14 protein-coding genes and 2 riboswitches are annotated in these 15,206 nt (G+C 68.0%); of the genes, 5 read left to right on the forward strand and 9 right to left on the reverse strand.

Going from position 1 to position 15,206, the window contains the following annotated elements:
- On the forward strand, positions 1-234 hold a 234-nt coding region (locus A5732_RS00750; protein WP_139334694.1), incomplete at its 5' end, for an HNH endonuclease signature motif containing protein.
- Positions 235-251: 17 nt separating this feature from the next.
- Here A5732_RS00750 and A5732_RS00755 read toward each other — a convergent pair.
- Genes A5732_RS00755 through A5732_RS00770 form a run of 4 tightly spaced genes read right to left on the reverse strand, consistent with a single transcriptional unit; the run spans position 252 to position 3,948 of the window.
- Positions 252-686: a VOC family protein gene (locus A5732_RS00755; RefSeq protein ID WP_076053851.1), complete on the reverse strand. Its 435-nt coding sequence runs from the start codon at positions 684-686 to the stop codon at positions 252-254.
- Between the two features lie 2 nt (positions 687-688).
- Positions 689-1,420, reverse strand: a complete 732-nt coding sequence (locus tag A5732_RS00760; protein WP_065055554.1) for a class I SAM-dependent methyltransferase — start codon at positions 1,418-1,420, stop codon at positions 689-691.
- A gap of 3 nt (positions 1,421-1,423) precedes the next feature.
- Entirely contained in the window at positions 1,424-2,566 is a 1,143-nt protein-coding gene (gene metX / locus A5732_RS00765) for a homoserine O-acetyltransferase MetX (protein ID WP_076100005.1), read from the reverse strand.
- An 11-nt stretch (positions 2,567-2,577) separates the two neighbouring features.
- On the reverse strand, positions 2,578-3,948 hold the full coding sequence (locus A5732_RS00770) for a bifunctional o-acetylhomoserine/o-acetylserine sulfhydrylase (RefSeq protein WP_076053840.1): 1,371 nt from the start codon (positions 3,946-3,948) through the stop codon (positions 2,578-2,580).
- 162 nt (positions 3,949-4,110) lie between these two features.
- Positions 4,111-4,232, reverse strand: a riboswitch (SAM riboswitch).
- Positions 4,233-4,382: 150 nt separating this feature from the next.
- Here A5732_RS00770 and A5732_RS00775 point away from each other — a divergent pair.
- Both A5732_RS00775 and A5732_RS00780 read left to right on the forward strand, forming a co-directional pair.
- Positions 4,383-6,617, forward strand: coding sequence for an NADP-dependent isocitrate dehydrogenase (locus tag A5732_RS00775; protein ID WP_076053838.1), 2,235 nt, complete (start codon positions 4,383-4,385; stop codon positions 6,615-6,617).
- 27 nt (positions 6,618-6,644) lie between these two features.
- Positions 6,645-7,874 carry an NADP-dependent isocitrate dehydrogenase gene (locus tag A5732_RS00780; protein WP_076053836.1) on the forward strand — a complete coding sequence of 410 codons (1,230 nt, stop codon included), beginning with the start codon at positions 6,645-6,647 and terminating at the stop codon, positions 7,872-7,874.
- Here the strand turns inward: A5732_RS00780 and A5732_RS00785 are convergent.
- The gene (locus tag A5732_RS00785; RefSeq protein ID WP_076100067.1) at positions 7,867-8,664 is read right to left on the reverse strand and encodes an alpha/beta fold hydrolase; all 798 of its coding nucleotides are present in this window, start codon (positions 8,662-8,664) and stop codon (positions 7,867-7,869) included. The genes A5732_RS00780 and A5732_RS00785 overlap by 8 nt on opposite strands.
- A 204-nt stretch (positions 8,665-8,868) precedes the next feature.
- On the opposite strand from A5732_RS00785, the gene trpS reads away from it, so the two are divergent.
- Both trpS and yhjD read left to right on the forward strand, forming a co-directional pair.
- On the forward strand, positions 8,869-9,888 hold the full coding sequence (gene trpS / locus A5732_RS00790; protein WP_076053835.1) for a tryptophan--tRNA ligase: 1,020 nt from the start codon (positions 8,869-8,871) through the stop codon (positions 9,886-9,888).
- A gap of 41 nt (positions 9,889-9,929) precedes the next feature.
- Positions 9,930-10,967 carry an inner membrane protein YhjD gene (gene yhjD, locus A5732_RS00795; RefSeq protein ID WP_076100007.1) on the forward strand — a complete coding sequence of 346 codons (1,038 nt, stop codon included), beginning with the start codon at positions 9,930-9,932 and terminating at the stop codon, positions 10,965-10,967.
- Here the strand turns inward: yhjD and A5732_RS00800 are convergent.
- The 4 genes from A5732_RS00800 to A5732_RS00815 form a co-directional block, all read right to left on the reverse strand.
- Positions 10,964-11,278, reverse strand: a complete 315-nt coding sequence (locus A5732_RS00800; RefSeq protein ID WP_076100010.1) for a DMT family transporter — start codon at positions 11,276-11,278, stop codon at positions 10,964-10,966. The genes yhjD and A5732_RS00800 overlap by 4 nt on opposite strands.
- An 11-nt stretch (positions 11,279-11,289) precedes the next feature.
- A riboswitch (guanidine-III (ykkC-III) riboswitch) is annotated at positions 11,290-11,353 on the reverse strand.
- Between the two features lie 5 nt (positions 11,354-11,358).
- The gene (gene nagA / locus A5732_RS00805; RefSeq protein ID WP_076100013.1) at positions 11,359-12,492 is read right to left on the reverse strand and encodes an N-acetylglucosamine-6-phosphate deacetylase; all 1,134 of its coding nucleotides are present in this window, start codon (positions 12,490-12,492) and stop codon (positions 11,359-11,361) included.
- A complete protein-coding gene (locus tag A5732_RS00810) occupies positions 12,483-13,835 on the reverse strand; it encodes a sugar porter family MFS transporter (RefSeq protein ID WP_076100016.1) in 1,353 nt (450 codons plus the stop codon). The genes nagA and A5732_RS00810 overlap by 10 nt, the downstream gene beginning before the upstream one ends.
- Before the next feature lie 5 nt (positions 13,836-13,840).
- Positions 13,841-15,106: a D-alanyl-D-alanine carboxypeptidase family protein gene (locus A5732_RS00815; protein ID WP_076100018.1), complete on the reverse strand. Its 1,266-nt coding sequence runs from the start codon at positions 15,104-15,106 to the stop codon at positions 13,841-13,843.
- Positions 15,107-15,206 lie beyond the last annotated feature (100 nt).

A 15,206-nucleotide genomic window follows, 5' to 3' on the forward strand; every position in this document is an offset into this window, starting at 1 on the left:
TGCGAAGTCCACCACGTCACCGACTGGTCCACATGCCACACCACCGACGCCGACCAACTCACCTTCGCCTGCGGCCCCCATCACCGCCTGCTACGACCCGGCGGCTGGACCACCCGCAAAAACGCGCGCGCCGACACCGAATGGACACCGCCGCACCTCGAACGCAACCAGCCCCGCACCAACACCTTCCATCACCCGGAGAAGTTGCTACGTGAGGGCGAAAGCGAACCGTAGCGCGCTTGGACAGCGATTCAGGCCACTGAGAAGTCGGGCACGGTGATCGCGCCGTCTTCGGCCAGCGGGAACCCTGGGTTGTGGGCGACCTCCCAGGCGTGACCATCGAGATCGCGGAACGCGCCCGCATACCCGCCGTAGAACGTCTCGGCGGCAGCGCGGGTAATCCTCGCTCCGGCAGCCTCTGCCGTGGCGAGGACCTCGTCCACTTCGGCGCGCGAGCGCACGTTGTGGGCCAACGCGACGCCGCCGAAGCCGTCATCGCCTTGGTCGGTGATGCCGAGATCGGCCGAAAGCTTCTCGCGCGCCCACAGACTCACCGCGAGACCGCCCGCCTGGAAGAAGACCGTTTCCTGCACCCGTTGACCGCGCCAGCCGAGGCGCTCATAGAAGTGTTGGGCGCGATCCAGATCGGCAACGCCCAGGGTAATCAAACTCAGTCGTTGCTCCATGCTCAGCCGGCCAGCGTCGCCCGCGTGCACATGGTGACGTAGGGCAGCGCCAGGCCCGTCGAATTCGCCAGCGCCGGATGGGTGGCCAGCAGTTGGCGCACCTGGTCCAGCGTCTGGGTGCGGACCTCGGTCGGCGAGGTGATGCAGTAGCTGCGCGACGCCACCAGGTCGATCAACGCCTGCGGCGTAAGGTAACTCGTCCACTCGACCCGATGATGCGCCAGGTCGGTGAACGGCTCGGGCAGCGTCACCCGGGTGCGGCCGTCGCCGTCGCTGCCGATGATCTGGCCCAGTTCGCGCACCCAGCCGAGCCGCTCGTCGCGGGTGTTCCACACCAGGCCAAGTCGGCCGCCGGGCCGCAGCACCCGGGCCACCTCCGGGATCGCGCGCTCCGGATCGACCCAGTGCCAGGCCTGTGCCACCAGCACCACGTCAACGCTGTTGTCCTCCAACGGAATCTCTTCCGCGGTGCCCAGCAGCGCCCGGGTCTCCGGCAGCGAGGTGCGCAAAACCTCCAGCATGTCCTGAATCGGGTCGACGGCCACCACGTCCAGGCCGCGTTCCACCAGCCGGGTGGTCAGCTTGCCGGTGCCGGCGCCCAGGTCGAGCACCTGGCGCGCCCCGATCGGCAACAGCCAGTCGATCGCCTCCGGGGGGTAGGAGGGGCGGCCACGCTCGTAAGCCGCGGCCGCCGAGCCGAACGAGAGGGAGCGGTCGTGCCGCGAGCGGGTCATGCGCTACGACGCGCCTTCCCTGTCATCCGATTCGGCCAACACCAGTGTCTTGCGGATCATTTCGCCGACCGCGTCGGATTCCACCAGGAAGCCGTCGTGCCCGCACAGGGAGTCCACGACCTGCAGGTCGGTGCAGCCAGGCAGCTGTTCGGCCAGCTCCTCCTGCAGGCGCAGGGGGTAGAGGCGGTCGGAGGTGATGCCGCCGACCACCACCGGAACCGGGCAGTTACGTAACGCTTTACGCACCCCCCCGCGCCCCCGGCCGACGTCGTGACTGTTCAGCGCCTCGGTCAGGGCCACGTAGCTGCCGGCGTCGAAGCGCTCCAGCAGCTTGTTGCCCTGGTACTCGAGATAGCTCTGCACCGCGTAGCGCCCGCCGTTGTTCGGATCCTCGTCATTCTGGCCGTCGTTGCCGAACCGGGTGTCCAGCTCGGCCTCACCGCGATAGGTCAGGTGCGCGAAACGGCGGGCGATCGCCAGACCGGCATCGGGCGCCTTCCCGGTGTCGTGGTAGTCGCCGCCCTGCCAGTTCGGGTCGGCCTTGATCGCCGCGATCTGTGTGGACTGGGTGCCGATCTGATCGGCGGTGGCGCGCGCGCCGACCGCCAGCAGCAGCCCGGCCCGGACCTGGTCCGGGTGACCGACGATCCACTCCAAAGCCCTTGCGCCACCCATGGATCCACCGACCACCGCGGCGACCCGTTCGATTCCCAACGCGCCCAGCGCGGCGACGTCGGCCTCGACCTGGTCGCGGATCGTGATGCGGGGGAACCTTGAGCCCCAAGGTTTTCCGTCCCGGGTCAACGAGCTGGGTCCGGTGGAGCCGCGGCAACCGCCCAGCACGTTGGTGGCCAGCGCGCACCAGCGGTTGGTGTCGATCGGCGCGCCTGGGCCGACCATCCCGTCCCACCAGCCGCCGGTGGGGTGTCCGGGACCGGCCGGCCCGGTGATGTGCGAGTCGCCGGTCAGCGCGTGCAGCACCACCACCACGTTGTCGCGCGTCGGCGACAACTCGCCCCAGCGCTGGATGGCGATGTGCGCGTCGTCGATGACCGCGCCGTTCTCGGTGGTCAGCGAGCCGATGTGAACGAAGCCGATTTCGCCTTCGTCGGGCAGCGTCTGGGTCGGGACGTCGGAGATCGTCATCGCCGGGCCCCTTAGAACGCTGCCACGGCTTGCGGATCGGTGCCGGACGCCCCCGCGGTCGCACCGAATTTGCTTGCCGCCGCGAAGCCGAGCTCCAGGTCGGCCAGGATGTCGTCGACGCCCTCGATGCCGACGGCCAGGCGCACCAGCCCGGGGCTGACCCCGGTGCTCAGCTGCTCCTGCGCGGACAGCTGCGCGTGCGTCGTGGACGCCGGGTGGATCACCAGGGAGCGCACGTCGCCGATGTTGGCGACGTGGCTGTGCAGCTTCAGCGCGTTCACGAACGCCTTGCCGGCCTCGACGCCGCCGGCCAGCTCGAAGGCCAGCACCGCGCCGGTTCCCTTGGGCGCCAGCTTCTTTGCCCGCTCATGCCAGGGCGAGCCGGGCAGGCCCGCGTAGTTGACCGACAGCACGCCGTCGTGGCCGGCCAGGTACTCGGCCACCCGCTGCGCGTTTGCGACGTGGCGCTCCATGCGCAGGCTCAGCGTCTCGATGCCCTGGGCGACCAGGAACGCGTTGAACGGGGAAGCGGCGGACCCGAGGTCGCGCAGCAACTGCACGCGCGCCTTGAGCGCGTAGGCCGGCGGACCGAGCTCGGCGAAGACGACGCCGTGGTAGCTGGGGTCGGGGGTGGTGAAGCCCGGGAAGCGGCCCTGCGTCCAGTCGAACGTGCCGCCGTCGACGATGACCCCGGCGATCGCCGAACCGTGGCCGCCGAGGTACTTGGTGGCCGAGTGCACGACGATGTCGGCGCCGTGGGAGAACGGCTGAATCAAGTACGGCGTGGCGATGGTGTTGTCGACGATCAGCGGGATGCCGTTGGCGTGGGCCACCCCGGCGACCCCGGGGATGTCCAGCACATCGATTTGCGGGTTGGAGATGGTCTCGGCGAAGAAGGCCTTGGTGTTCGGCCGCACCGCCGACTGCCAGGAGTCCAGGTCGTCGGGGTCTTCCACGAAGGTGACCTCGATGCCGAGCTTGGCCAGCGAGTAGTGGAACAGGTTGTACGTCCCGCCATAGAGCCGCGGGCTGGAGACGATGTGATCTCCCGCACAGGCCAGGTTCAATATGGCGAAGGTCTCAGCGGCCTGTCCTGAGCTCAGAAACAGCGCCGCCACGCCGCCCTCGAGCGCGGCGACGCGCTGCTCGACGACGTCGGTGGTCGGGTTGCCGATCCGGGTGTAGATGTTGCCCGGAACTTCCAGCCCGAACAGGGCGGCGGCGTGCGTGGTGTCGTCGAAGGTGTACGACGTGGTCTGGTAGATCGGCAGGGCGCGGGCGTTGGTGGCCGGATCCGGATGCTGGCCGGCGTGTACCTGCTTGGTCTCGAACGACCAATTCGCGGTCGGATCGGTGTCGTGATCGGCGTTGTCGGAGGTCACGGGGTCGCTTTCTGCTGGTAGGGGATCTGCTAGCGGACGGGCGGGACGCCTTAAGGCGGCGTCAACCGGCGCCGCGGATTAGCAGCGACACACGATGAGGAGCGAATGAGCGAAGCGAGCGCACATCACGTTTCCCTGTCTACTCAGGGGCCCGTCATGGCGGACCCGCGCTTGCCGGATAGCCGGTTGTCTGGCTACTCAACCTGGTCATCACCCGGGGCACCCCACCGCGGTTGGAGGGTTGCCGGCCAGCAAGCCGGGGCTTGATGCTGGCGCTCATGACCAATACGAAGACTATCTTACTGTGCCGAGTCGGTGCCAACCCTCGCGGTGCATGTGCAGGTCGACACCTGTCCAAACACCCTTGATAACGTGGCAGTCAGAACGCTGAGCCCCCAAAATTTCAACCCATCATCGCCGCCGGGAGAGGGATCGTGAGCGCCGAACAGCCGACCGTCATCTACACACTGACCGACGAAGCGCCGCTGCTGGCGACTTACGCGTTCCTGCCGATCGTGCGCGCCTTCGCCGAACCGGCGGGCATCGAGATCAAGACCAGCGACATCTCCGTGGCGGCCCGCATCCTGGCCGAGTTCCCCGAGCACCTGACCGAGGAGCAGCGGGTGCCCGACAACCTGGCGGAGCTGGGGCGGCTGACGAAGCTGGCCGACACCAACATCATCAAGCTGCCGAACATCAGCGCCTCGGTGCCCCAGCTGATCGCCGCGATCAAGGAACTGCAGGGCAAGGGATTCAAGGTCCCGGACTTCCCGCACAGCCCGAAGACCGACGAGGACCGCGAGATCCGCGACCGCTATGCCAAGTGCCTGGGCAGCGCGGTCAATCCGGTGCTGCGGCAAGGCAACTCGGACCGGCGCGCGCCCAAGGCGGTCAAGGAGTATGCGCGCAAGCACCCGCACAGCATGGGCAAGTGGTCGCAGGCGTCGCGTACCCACGTCGCGACCATGCGGCACGGCGACTTCTACCACGGCGAGAAGTCGATGACGCTGGACCGCGCGTGCAACGTGAAGATGGAGCTGGAGACCAAGAGCGGCAAGACGATTGTGCTCAAGCCCATGGTGTCGCTGCGCAAGGGCGACGTGATCGATTCCATGTTCATGAGTAAGAAGGCCCTCATCGAGTTCTACGAGGAACAGATGCAGGATGCCTACGAGACCGGCGTGATGTTCTCGCTACACGTCAAGGCGACCATGATGAAGGTGTCGCACCCCATCGTCTTCGGCCACGCCGTGAAGATCTTCTACAAGGACGCGTTCGCCAAGCACGGCGCGCTGTTCGACGAACTCGGCGTCGACGTCAACAACGGATTGTCCGATCTGTACGACAAGATCGAGTCGCTGCCCGCCTCGCTGCACGACGAGATCATCCGTGACCTGCACGCGTGCCACGAGCACCGGCCCGAGCTGGCCATGGTCGATTCGGCCAAGGGCATCACCAACTTTCACTCGCCCAGCGACGTGATCGTGGACGCGTCCATGCCGGCGATGATCCGCGCGGGCGGCAAGATGTGGGGCGCCGACGGGCGGCAGAAGGACACCAAGGCCGTCAACCCCGAGTCCACCTTCTCCCGGATCTACCAGGAGATCATCAACTTCTGCAAGACCCACGGGCAGTTCGATCCGACCACGATGGGCACGGTGCCCAACGTCGGGCTGATGGCGCAGCAGGCCGAGGAATACGGCTCGCACGACAAGACGTTCGAGATCCCCGAGGACGGCGTCGCCAACATCGTCGACCTCGACACCGGGGAAGTGCTGCTGACCCAGAACGTCGAAGAGGGCGACATCTGGCGGATGCCGATCGTGCGCGACGAACCGATCCGCGACTGGGTCAAGCTGGCCGTCACCCGGGCTCGGAATTCGGGTATGCCGGTGGTGTTTTGGCTGGACCAGGAGCGCCCGCACGAGAACGAGCTACGCAAGAAGGTCAACACCTACCTGGCCGAGCACGACCTCGAGGGCCTCGACATCCAGACCATGTCGCAGGAACGGGCCATGCGGCACACGATCGAGCGCGCCATGCGCGGGCAGGACACCATCGCCGCGACCGGAAACATCCTGCGCGACTACCTCACCGACCTGTTCCCGATCCTGGAGCTGGGCACCAGCGCCAAGATGCTGTCCATCGTGCCGCTGATGGCCGGCGGCGGCATGTACGAAACCGGGGCGGGCGGTTCGGCGCCCAAGCACGTCCACCAACTGCTCGAGGAGAACCACCTGCGCTGGGATTCCCTGGGTGAATTCCTTGCTCTCGGAGCGTGTTTCGAGGACATCGGCGTCAAGACCGACAACGAGCGCGCCAAGGTCCTGGGCAAGACGCTGGACGCCGCGATCGGCAAGCTGCTGGAGAACAACAAGAGCCCGTCGCGCAAGACCGGTGAACTCGACAACCGGGGCAGCCAGTTCTACCTGGCGCTGTACTGGGCGCAGGAGCTCGCCAAATCCGACGACGACGAGCTGCGCAAGCACTTCGCCGCGCTGGCCGACTCGCTGGCCGAACACGAGGAAGCCATCGTGTCCGAACTGGCCGCCGCACAGGGCGAGACGGTCGACATCGGCGGTTACTACCAGCCGGACACCGAGAAGACCACGGCGATCATGCGGCCCAGCAAGACATTCAACGAGGCGCTAGCGGCCTCGACAGGCTAGGGCCGCAAGCAGGAAGCCGGACTCGACATGGCAGGCGACGCCAAGATCAAGGTCAAGGGCCGCGTTGTAGAGCTCGACGGTGACGAAATGACCCGCGTCATCTGGAAGTTCATCAAGGACATGCTGATCCTGCCGCACCTCGACATCGACCTGGACTACTACGACCTGGGCATCGAGCACCGCGACCGCACCGGCGACCAGGTGACCATCGACGCCGCCTACGCCATCAAGAGGCACGGCGTGGGCGTCAAGTGCGCGACCATCACCCCCGACGAGGCCCGGGTCGAAGAGTTCGACCTCAAGAAGATGTGGCCCTCGCCGAACGGCACCATCCGGAACATCCTGGGCGGCACCATATTCCGCGAGCCCATCGTGATCTCGAACGTGCCGCGGCTGGTACCGGGCTGGACCAAGCCAATCGTCATCGGCCGCCACGCCTTCGGCGATCAGTACCGGTCGACCAACTTCAAGGTCGACAAACCCGGAACCGTCGCAATCACTTTCACCCCCACCGACGGCAGCGAGCCGATGGTGCACGAGGTGGTGTCGATCCCCAAGGACGGCGGCGTCGTGATGGGGATGTACAACTTCAAGGACTCCATCCGGGACTTCGCGCGCGCCTCGCTGAAGTACGGGCTGAACGCCAAGTGGCCGGTGTACCTGTCCACCAAGAACACCATCCTCAAGGCCTACGACGGCATGTTCAAAGACGAGTTCCAGCGCGTCTACGACGAGGAGTTCAAAGACCAGTTCGAGGCCGAGGGACTGACCTACGAGCACCGGTTGATCGACGACATGGTCGCGGCCTGCCTGAAGTGGGAGGGCGGCTACGTGTGGGCCTGCAAGAACTACGACGGCGACGTCCAGTCGGACCTCGTCGCGCAGGGCTACGGCTCACTGGGGCTGATGACGTCGGTGCTGATGACCGCCGACGGCAAGACGGTCGAGGCCGAGGCCGCGCACGGCACCGTCACCCGGCACTTCCGCCAGTATCAGGCCGGCAAGCCGACCTCGACCAACCCGATCGCCTCGATCTTCGCCTGGACGCGCGGGCTGGCGCACCGCGGCAAGCTGGACGACACCCCCGAGGTGATCGAGTTCGCGCAGACCCTAGAGAACGTGGTGGTCTCCACCGTCGAGAGCGGCAAGATGACCAAGGACCTGGCCATCCTGATCGGCCCGGACCAGGAGTGGCAGCAGAGCGAGGAATTCCTCAACTCGATCGCCGAGAACCTGGAAAAACAGCTGGCTAGCTAGCCGGTGGCTGTTGCCGGCGGGCCCCGCCGGCGCACTCGTCGATGAAGTCGGCGATGGCCGCGGTGACCCGGTCGGGCGCCTCGAACATCGGCACGTGCCCGACGCCGTCGAGCTTGGTGATCTTCGTTCCCGGCGGCAGGTAGTCGGTGAAGTGCCGGCTGAACCTGCTCGCGGGCACCACCCGGTCCTTCTCGCACAGCACCAGCTGGACGGGCACCGCGGTGTCGGCCAGCTGCAGCAGGCCCGGATCCAGCAGCGACTTGACCAGCAGCTGGAAGTACGCCGGGCAGTGTGCGGCGTCGTCGACGACAACGCGCAGCTGCTCGTCGCTGATCCCGTCGGGCGTGGCGGTCAGCGGCAGGGTTGCCAGCCGCCTGCTCAGCGGCAGCCGCAGGGCGCGGTGGCCGAGCAGCCGGGCCAGCGCCAGGACGGGCATGCCCGCGATGAACTTGCTGATGACCTCGAATTTCACCGGGCTCCACCGCGTCCATCCGCCCGCGGCGCCGATGCCGGTCACGCTGCGCGCGCGCCCGCGCCGCTCCAGCTCGAAGGCGACCCAGCCGCCCAGCGAGTTACCCACCATGTGGGCGGTTTCCCAGCCGAGCTGGTCGAGCTGGCGCTCGACGTGGTCGGCCAGCACCGACGAGCTCAGCAGCCAGGTGCCCGCGTAGGGCCCGCCGTGGTGCCCGGCCATGGTGGGGGCGAAGACCTCGAAACGGCCGGTGTCGGCCAGTCGCGGGGCGACCGGCTCCCATACCGTCTGCGACATCAGGAATCCGTGCAGCATCAGGACCGGCTCTCCGGAACCAAGGTGGATCGGGGAACGGGCCGAAGGCGACGCCGAGTGAGCGGGGCTCACGAGGAGGGAGCCGAGCAGACGAGCTTGCGCATAACCCGACATTAAATGCGGTACCGCCGGTACCGCAACCGGCGGGGTTGCGCGGGCACCGGTCGGTGCGGCCGCGGCGGCCGCGCGTGAAAAGATCGGTGCATCATGAGCACCGCTACCGGATCCAGCCGGATTTTCTCCGGCGTGCAGCCCACCTCCGATTCGCTTCACCTGGGTAACGCGCTGGGCGCGGTCACGCATTGGGTCGCGCTGCAGGACGATCACGACGCGTTCTTCTGCGTGGTCGACCTGCACGCCATCACCGTCGCCCAGGATCCCGAGGCGCTGCGCCGCCGCACCCTGATCACGGCCGCCCAGTACCTGGCGCTGGGCATCGACCCGGCCCGCAGCACCGTGTTCGTGCAGAGCCACGTGCCGGCCCACACCCAGCTGGCCTGGGTGCTGGGCTGCTTCACCGGCTTCGGGCAGGCCTCGCGGATGACGCAGTTCAAGGACAAGTCGCTGCGCCAGGGCGCCGACTCCACCACCGTGGGGCTGTTCACCTACCCGGTGCTGCAGGCGGCCGACGTGCTGGCCTACGACACCGATCTGGTGCCGGTGGGTGAGGACCAGCGTCAGCATCTCGAGTTGGCCCGCGACGTCGCCGAGCGGTTCAACAGCCGCTTCCCGGAGACGTTCGTGGTGCCCGACATGCTCATCCCGAAGGCCACCGCGAAGATCTACGACCTGCAGGACCCGACGTCGAAGATGAGCAAGTCGGCGGCCACCGATGCGGGGTTGATCAACCTGCTCGACGAACCGGCGGTGTCGGCCAAGAAGATTCGCTCCGCGGTCACCGACAGCGAGCGCGAGATCCGCTTCGACACCGAGGCCAAGCCGGGCGTGTCCAACCTGCTGAGCATCCAGTCCGCGGTCACCGGGGTCGGGATCGAGGAGCTCGTGGGAGGCTATGCCGGAAGGGGTTACGGCGATTTGAAGAAGGACACTGCCGAGGCGGTCGTCGAATTCGTCGCCCCGATCAAGGCCCGGGTGGACGAACTGACCGCCGATTTCGCCGAATTGGAGGCCGTGCTCGCGGCCGGCGCGGAAAAGGCCAACGATGTGGCGGGGAAAACGGTCCAGCGGGTTTACGATCGGCTTGGGTTTCTTCCACAAGGGAACTAGATCCGAAGGAGCTAGTACCGCTACTCATTTGGAGTCGTGCGATGAGTGAGCCGGCCAAGCCGGGCTTTTTCGATCGGCTGCGCGCCCGCTACGGGTGGCTCGATCACGTCATCCGCGCCTACCAGCGTTTCGACGAGCGCAACGGCGGGTTCTTCGCTGCCGGCCTCACCTACTACACGATCTTCGCGTTGTTTCCTTTGCTCATGGTCGGTTTCGCGGTCTTCGGGTTCGTGCTGGCCCGCCGGCCGTCGTTGTTGAGCACCATCGACGACCACATCCGCGCCCAGGTGACCGGGACGTTGGGTAATCAATTGCAGGAGTTGATGAACTCGGCCATCGACGCCCGCACGTCGGTCGGTGTGATCGGTCTGGTCACCGCGGTGTGGGCGGGCCTGGGCTGGATATCGCACCTGCGCCAGGCGCTGACGGAGATGTGGTGGGACACCCACATCGAGTCACCGGGCTTCGTGCGCAACAAGTTCTCCGACCTGCTGGCGATGGCGGGAACGTTCGCGGTGATCGTGGCCACCGTCGCGCTGACCACCGTCGGCCATGCCGCGCCCATGCGCGCGCTGCTGAAATGGCTTGGCATACCGCAGTTTGTGGTGTTCGACTGGCTCTTCTGGCTGATCTCGATCCTGATCGCGACGCTGGTGTCCTGGCTGCTGTTCACCTGGATGATCGCCCGCCTGCCGCGCGAAAAGGTCAGCCTGGTCGATTCGATGCGGGCCGGGTTGATCGCGGCGATCGGCTTCGAGGTGTTCAAACAGGTCGGCTCCGTCTATCTGCGGACGGTGCTGCGCAGCCCGGCGGGCGCGGCGTTCGGCCCGGTGCTGGGGTTGATGGTGTTCGCTTACATCACCGCGTATCTCGTGCTGTTCTGCACCGCCTGGGCGGCGACCGCCTCCAATGATCCGCGCAGTCAACCCGTTGCCCCTCCGGCCCCGGCGATCATCGCGCCGCGGATTCAAATGGACGAGGGCCTCAACACCCGCCAGACCCTGAGCGCGATGGCATTGGGAGCCGTTGGGGCGCTGACGCTTTCCCGGATCGCCCGCCTCACCCGCCGCGATCGCTAGCCGGCCAGCTTCAGTCCCACGACGCAGGCCACGATCCCGCCGATCAGCACCAGCTTGATCAACGACGCTGGTTCGTCGCCGAGCAGCATCGCGTAACCCGCCGTGAGCGCCGCGCCGACGCCGACCCAGACCGCGTAGCTGGTTCCGACCGGCAGGGTGCGCATGGCGAACCCCAGCCCGGTCATCGAAAGCCCCACGGCGACAAGGAAGACCAGCGACGGCCCGGGCCGGGAGAAGCCGTCGGATTTGTTCAGGGCGGTCGCCCACACCGCCTCCAGGATCCCCGACACGATCAAAACGAGCCAGGCCATCACGCACCTCCACGGCGCCGTCTTGTCGCTGGCCGGGTACGGGGCCCCTCGTCCGGTGTCAAATGCTGACGGGATCGATGCTAACAAACATCCCGCGGATGGTCCCGCCAGGCGCCGCGCACCATGACCTCGGATACGCCCAAATCGCCGTCCAGCACAACAAGATTGGCGTCGTAGCCCGCCCTCAGCGCGCCCGCCCCGCCCAGGCCGAGTGCACGCGCCGGCGTCGTGGCGGTCGTCTGCACCGCGGCGAGCAGTCCGGCGTCGGCATGCACCGTGCGGAAGAGCCGATCCATGGTGGCGGTGCTGCCCGCGATCGTCGCGGTCCCGTGCACCCGGGCGATACCGGCGACGACATCGACGTGCACCGACCCGAGCCGAAACGCGCCGTCGGGCCGGCCGGCCGCGGCGATCGCATCGGTGATCATCGCGACCCGGTCGGCTCCGGCGGTCGCGATCACCGCCGCCACCACGTCGGGGTGCAGGTGCACGCCGTCGGCGATCAGCTCGACGGTCACCCTCGGGTCGCGCAGCAGCGCCAGCGCGGGGCCGGGCTCGCGATGGTGCAGCGGCGGCATCGCGTTGAACAGATGCGTGCCGACCGTGGCGCCCAGCGCGATGGCGTGCCGGGTCTGCTCGTAGGTGGCGCCGGTATGTCCCACCGCCACAACGACTCCCGCGTCCACGAAACGGCGGATGGCCGCGTCGGCCCCGGGCAGCTCGGGTGCCAGCGTCACCATCCTGATGGTGCCGCCGCCGGCGGCCAGCACCGTGTCGATCTCGCCCGGGTCGGGCTCGCGCATCTTCGTGCGATCGTGGGCGCCGCAGTGTGCGCGGCTCAGCCACGGCCCCTCCAGGTGGATGCCCTCGACCGTGCCCCGGTGGGTGGCCTCGGCGAGCGCGCGCACCCCGGCGAGCAGCTCGGACCGCGAGGCGGTCACCAGGCTGGCCAGCGTGGTGGTGGTGCCGTGCCGCAGGTGGAACGCGGCGGCGCCGGCGATGCCGTCGGCGTCGATGTAGGACGCGCCGCCGCCGCCGTGCACGTGCATGTCGATAAAGCCCGGCACCACAGTGCAATCGGGGAAGTCCCGGTCGGCCGGGTGGGGCGGCGGGCCGGGCGCGCAGGCCGCGATCTGTCCGCCGGAGGTCTGCAGCCAGCCGGGGCGGCAGACCTGACCGTCGAGCACCATGGTGCCCGCGGCGATCACGACCATCGGCCGCCGTTTTCCCAGAAGTGGCGGATGTCCTCGAGCTGGCGGCCCTTGGTTTCCGGCGCGTACCGGTACACGAAGACGAACGCCACCGCCGCGAGACCCGCGAACAGCGCGAAAGTCCCTGCGCCACCCAGTGAATGGAGCAGGCTCAGGAAGACGGCGGCGATGATGGCGTTAGCCACCAGGTTGGAGGTCAACATGGTGCTCGACCCGATCGAGCGTAGCCGGGACGGGAAGCTTTCGCTGGCGTACACCCAGCCCAGCGAGCCGAAGCCCATCGTGTAGCCGACGATGAACAGCAGGATGCCGGCGAACCCGGCGATCGCGCCGCCGAAGCCCTGACCGAACACGGCCATCAGCACGAGGTCGGCGACGATCATCATGGCGGTGCCGCACAACAGGATTGGCCGCCGGCCCACCCGGTCGACCAGCAGCAGCGCCGCGCCGACGGCCGCCAGCCCGGCGATCTGCAGCAGGGCCGGCAGCCCGAGCAGCGCGAAATTGCCGGTGAAGCCCATGGCCTGAAAGATCCGGGGGCTGTAGTAGATGATCGCGTTGATGCCGGTGATCTGGATCAGGAAGCCGAGCACGACCACGAAGGCGGTGGCCCGCAGGTACGGGGGCCGCAGCATCTCGGTGAATCCGCCCCTGGCACCGGGTGCGGCTTCGCTCAGCGCGCGGCCGATCTCGGCCAGCTCGTCGTCGACCTGCGCGGTGGGCTCCACCCGCAGCAGCGCACGCCGGGCGTCGTCCATTCGGCCCTTCAGCACGTACCAGCGGGCCGTGTCGGGCATCCGAATCATCAACGGCAGCAACAACACTGCGGGCACGCAGGCCAGCCCGAGCATCCACCGCCAGCTATGGGTGTCGGCCAGCACGTAGCCGGTCAGGTAGCCGACGATCAGGCCGCTGACGATCGCCAGCTGATAGGCCGTCAGCAGCGAACCACGCACCGCCGTCGGCGCCGACTCCGCGACATAGACCGGAACCACCACCACCGTCACGCCGATGGTCAGGCCCAGCAGCAGCCGCGCCGTCAGCAACATCGGCAACGAGACCGAGAACGCGGCCAGCAGCGCGAAAACCGCGTAGGCGAACAGGATCAGCACCACCGAGCGTTTCCGCCCGATCACGTTGGCCAGCACGCCGGCGCCCAGCGCCCCGACGATCTGGCCGATCACTACCATCGTCGTCAGCAATTCCTGCTGGCGCGTGGACAATCCGAAGTCCTCGGTGACGAACAACTGCGCCCCGGCGATGATGGACAGGTCGTAGCCGTAGATGACGCCCACGCTGGCGGCGGTCAGCCCGACCAGCAGTCCGCGCCGCGATCCGCGTGCCACGGTGCTCAGCGGTGAAGTGGTCGGCGGTTCATCGAGCGGGCCATCATGATCAGCGCGAACACGACGATGGTGCCGATCACCGCCACGCCCACCCGGATCGGCATGGCGTCCGCCGACGCGATGATCCCGCCGGCCGCAGCGTTATTGGCCAGCGAATCCTCGGCGGCGTCGTGCTTGGCCGGCGCCAGGGACGGGTCGGGCGCGATCAGCGTGCCGACCTGGGTGCCCTGCGGCGTGGAGAAGCCGTAGTCCAGCAGGTGCGCGGCCTGTTCCCACGGCGCGATCGGCACCCGCGTGCCGTGCAGCAGCACCGCCACCAGCCGTCGCCCGTCGTGGTTGGCCGCACCGACGAACGTCTGGCCCGCGTCGTCGGTGTAGCCGGTCTTGCCGCCCAGGGCGCCGGGATACTTGTAGAGCAGCTGGTTGTCGTTCTCCAGCTCGTAGCCCGGGTGGTCGCCGTGGCCGGGGAAGTCGAAGGTCCGCGTCGCGACGATGTCGGCGAACGTCGGGTTCTGCCACGCGTAGCGGTAGAACAGCCCGATGTCGTAGGCCGAGGTGCTCATGCCGGGCGCGTCCAGCCCGGACGGCGACGCCACCCGGGTGTCCTGGCCGCCCAGCTTGGCCGCCAGCACGTTGATCTTCTCCAGCGCCTGCTGCATGCCGCCCAGCTGCATGGACAGCGCGTGGGCGGCGTCGTTGCCGGAGTGCATCAGCAGCCCGTGCAGCAGCTGATTGACGGTGAAGACGCCGCCCTCCTCGACGCCGACCTTGGTGCCCTCGGCGGCGGCGTCGTCGGCGGTTCCGGGGACCGACTTGTTCAGGTTGAGCGCGTTGAGGGAGGCCATCGCGACCAGCACCTTGATGATGCTGGCCGGGCGGTGCCGCCCGTGCGGGTCCTTCGCCGCGATGACGGCGCCGCTGTCGAGGTCCGCCACCAGCCAGGCCTCGGCGGAGACGTCGTTGGGCAGCGCCGGCGTATTCGGCGCGGCGACGATGCCGCAGCTGCCCAGCGCGTCACCGCCGACCGGCTTGGCGGGCACCGCCAGCGGCATCGGCGGGTCACCGGCGGTGGGCGCCTCCGACGAATCCACGGCCTTCGGGGTGTTCACCTTGTACGGGCAGTCCGGGGGCGCGGCGTTGGGTTCGGCGCCGGGCTCGGCCTGCGCGAGCGGCGTCCCCAGCGGCAAAGTCGCCGGTGTCGCCAACGTGACCGGGGCGGCCACCAGGAAAAGCGCCGCTGCCAGGCATGATGCGGAACGTAACAGGGTCATCGTCTGTGCACAGTAAGCGATCGGCGGGCCGAATCCGGGGAGCCGCGCTGTGACTGGTGGGACGGAAGTTACTGAGCGGTGCGGACGGGGCCGCGATACG

Origin of the sequence: Mycobacterium colombiense (assembly GCF_001953985.1) — a bacterium.
In the GTDB taxonomy this organism is placed as follows: domain Bacteria; phylum Actinomycetota; class Actinomycetes; order Mycobacteriales; family Mycobacteriaceae; genus Mycobacterium; species Mycobacterium colombiense_B.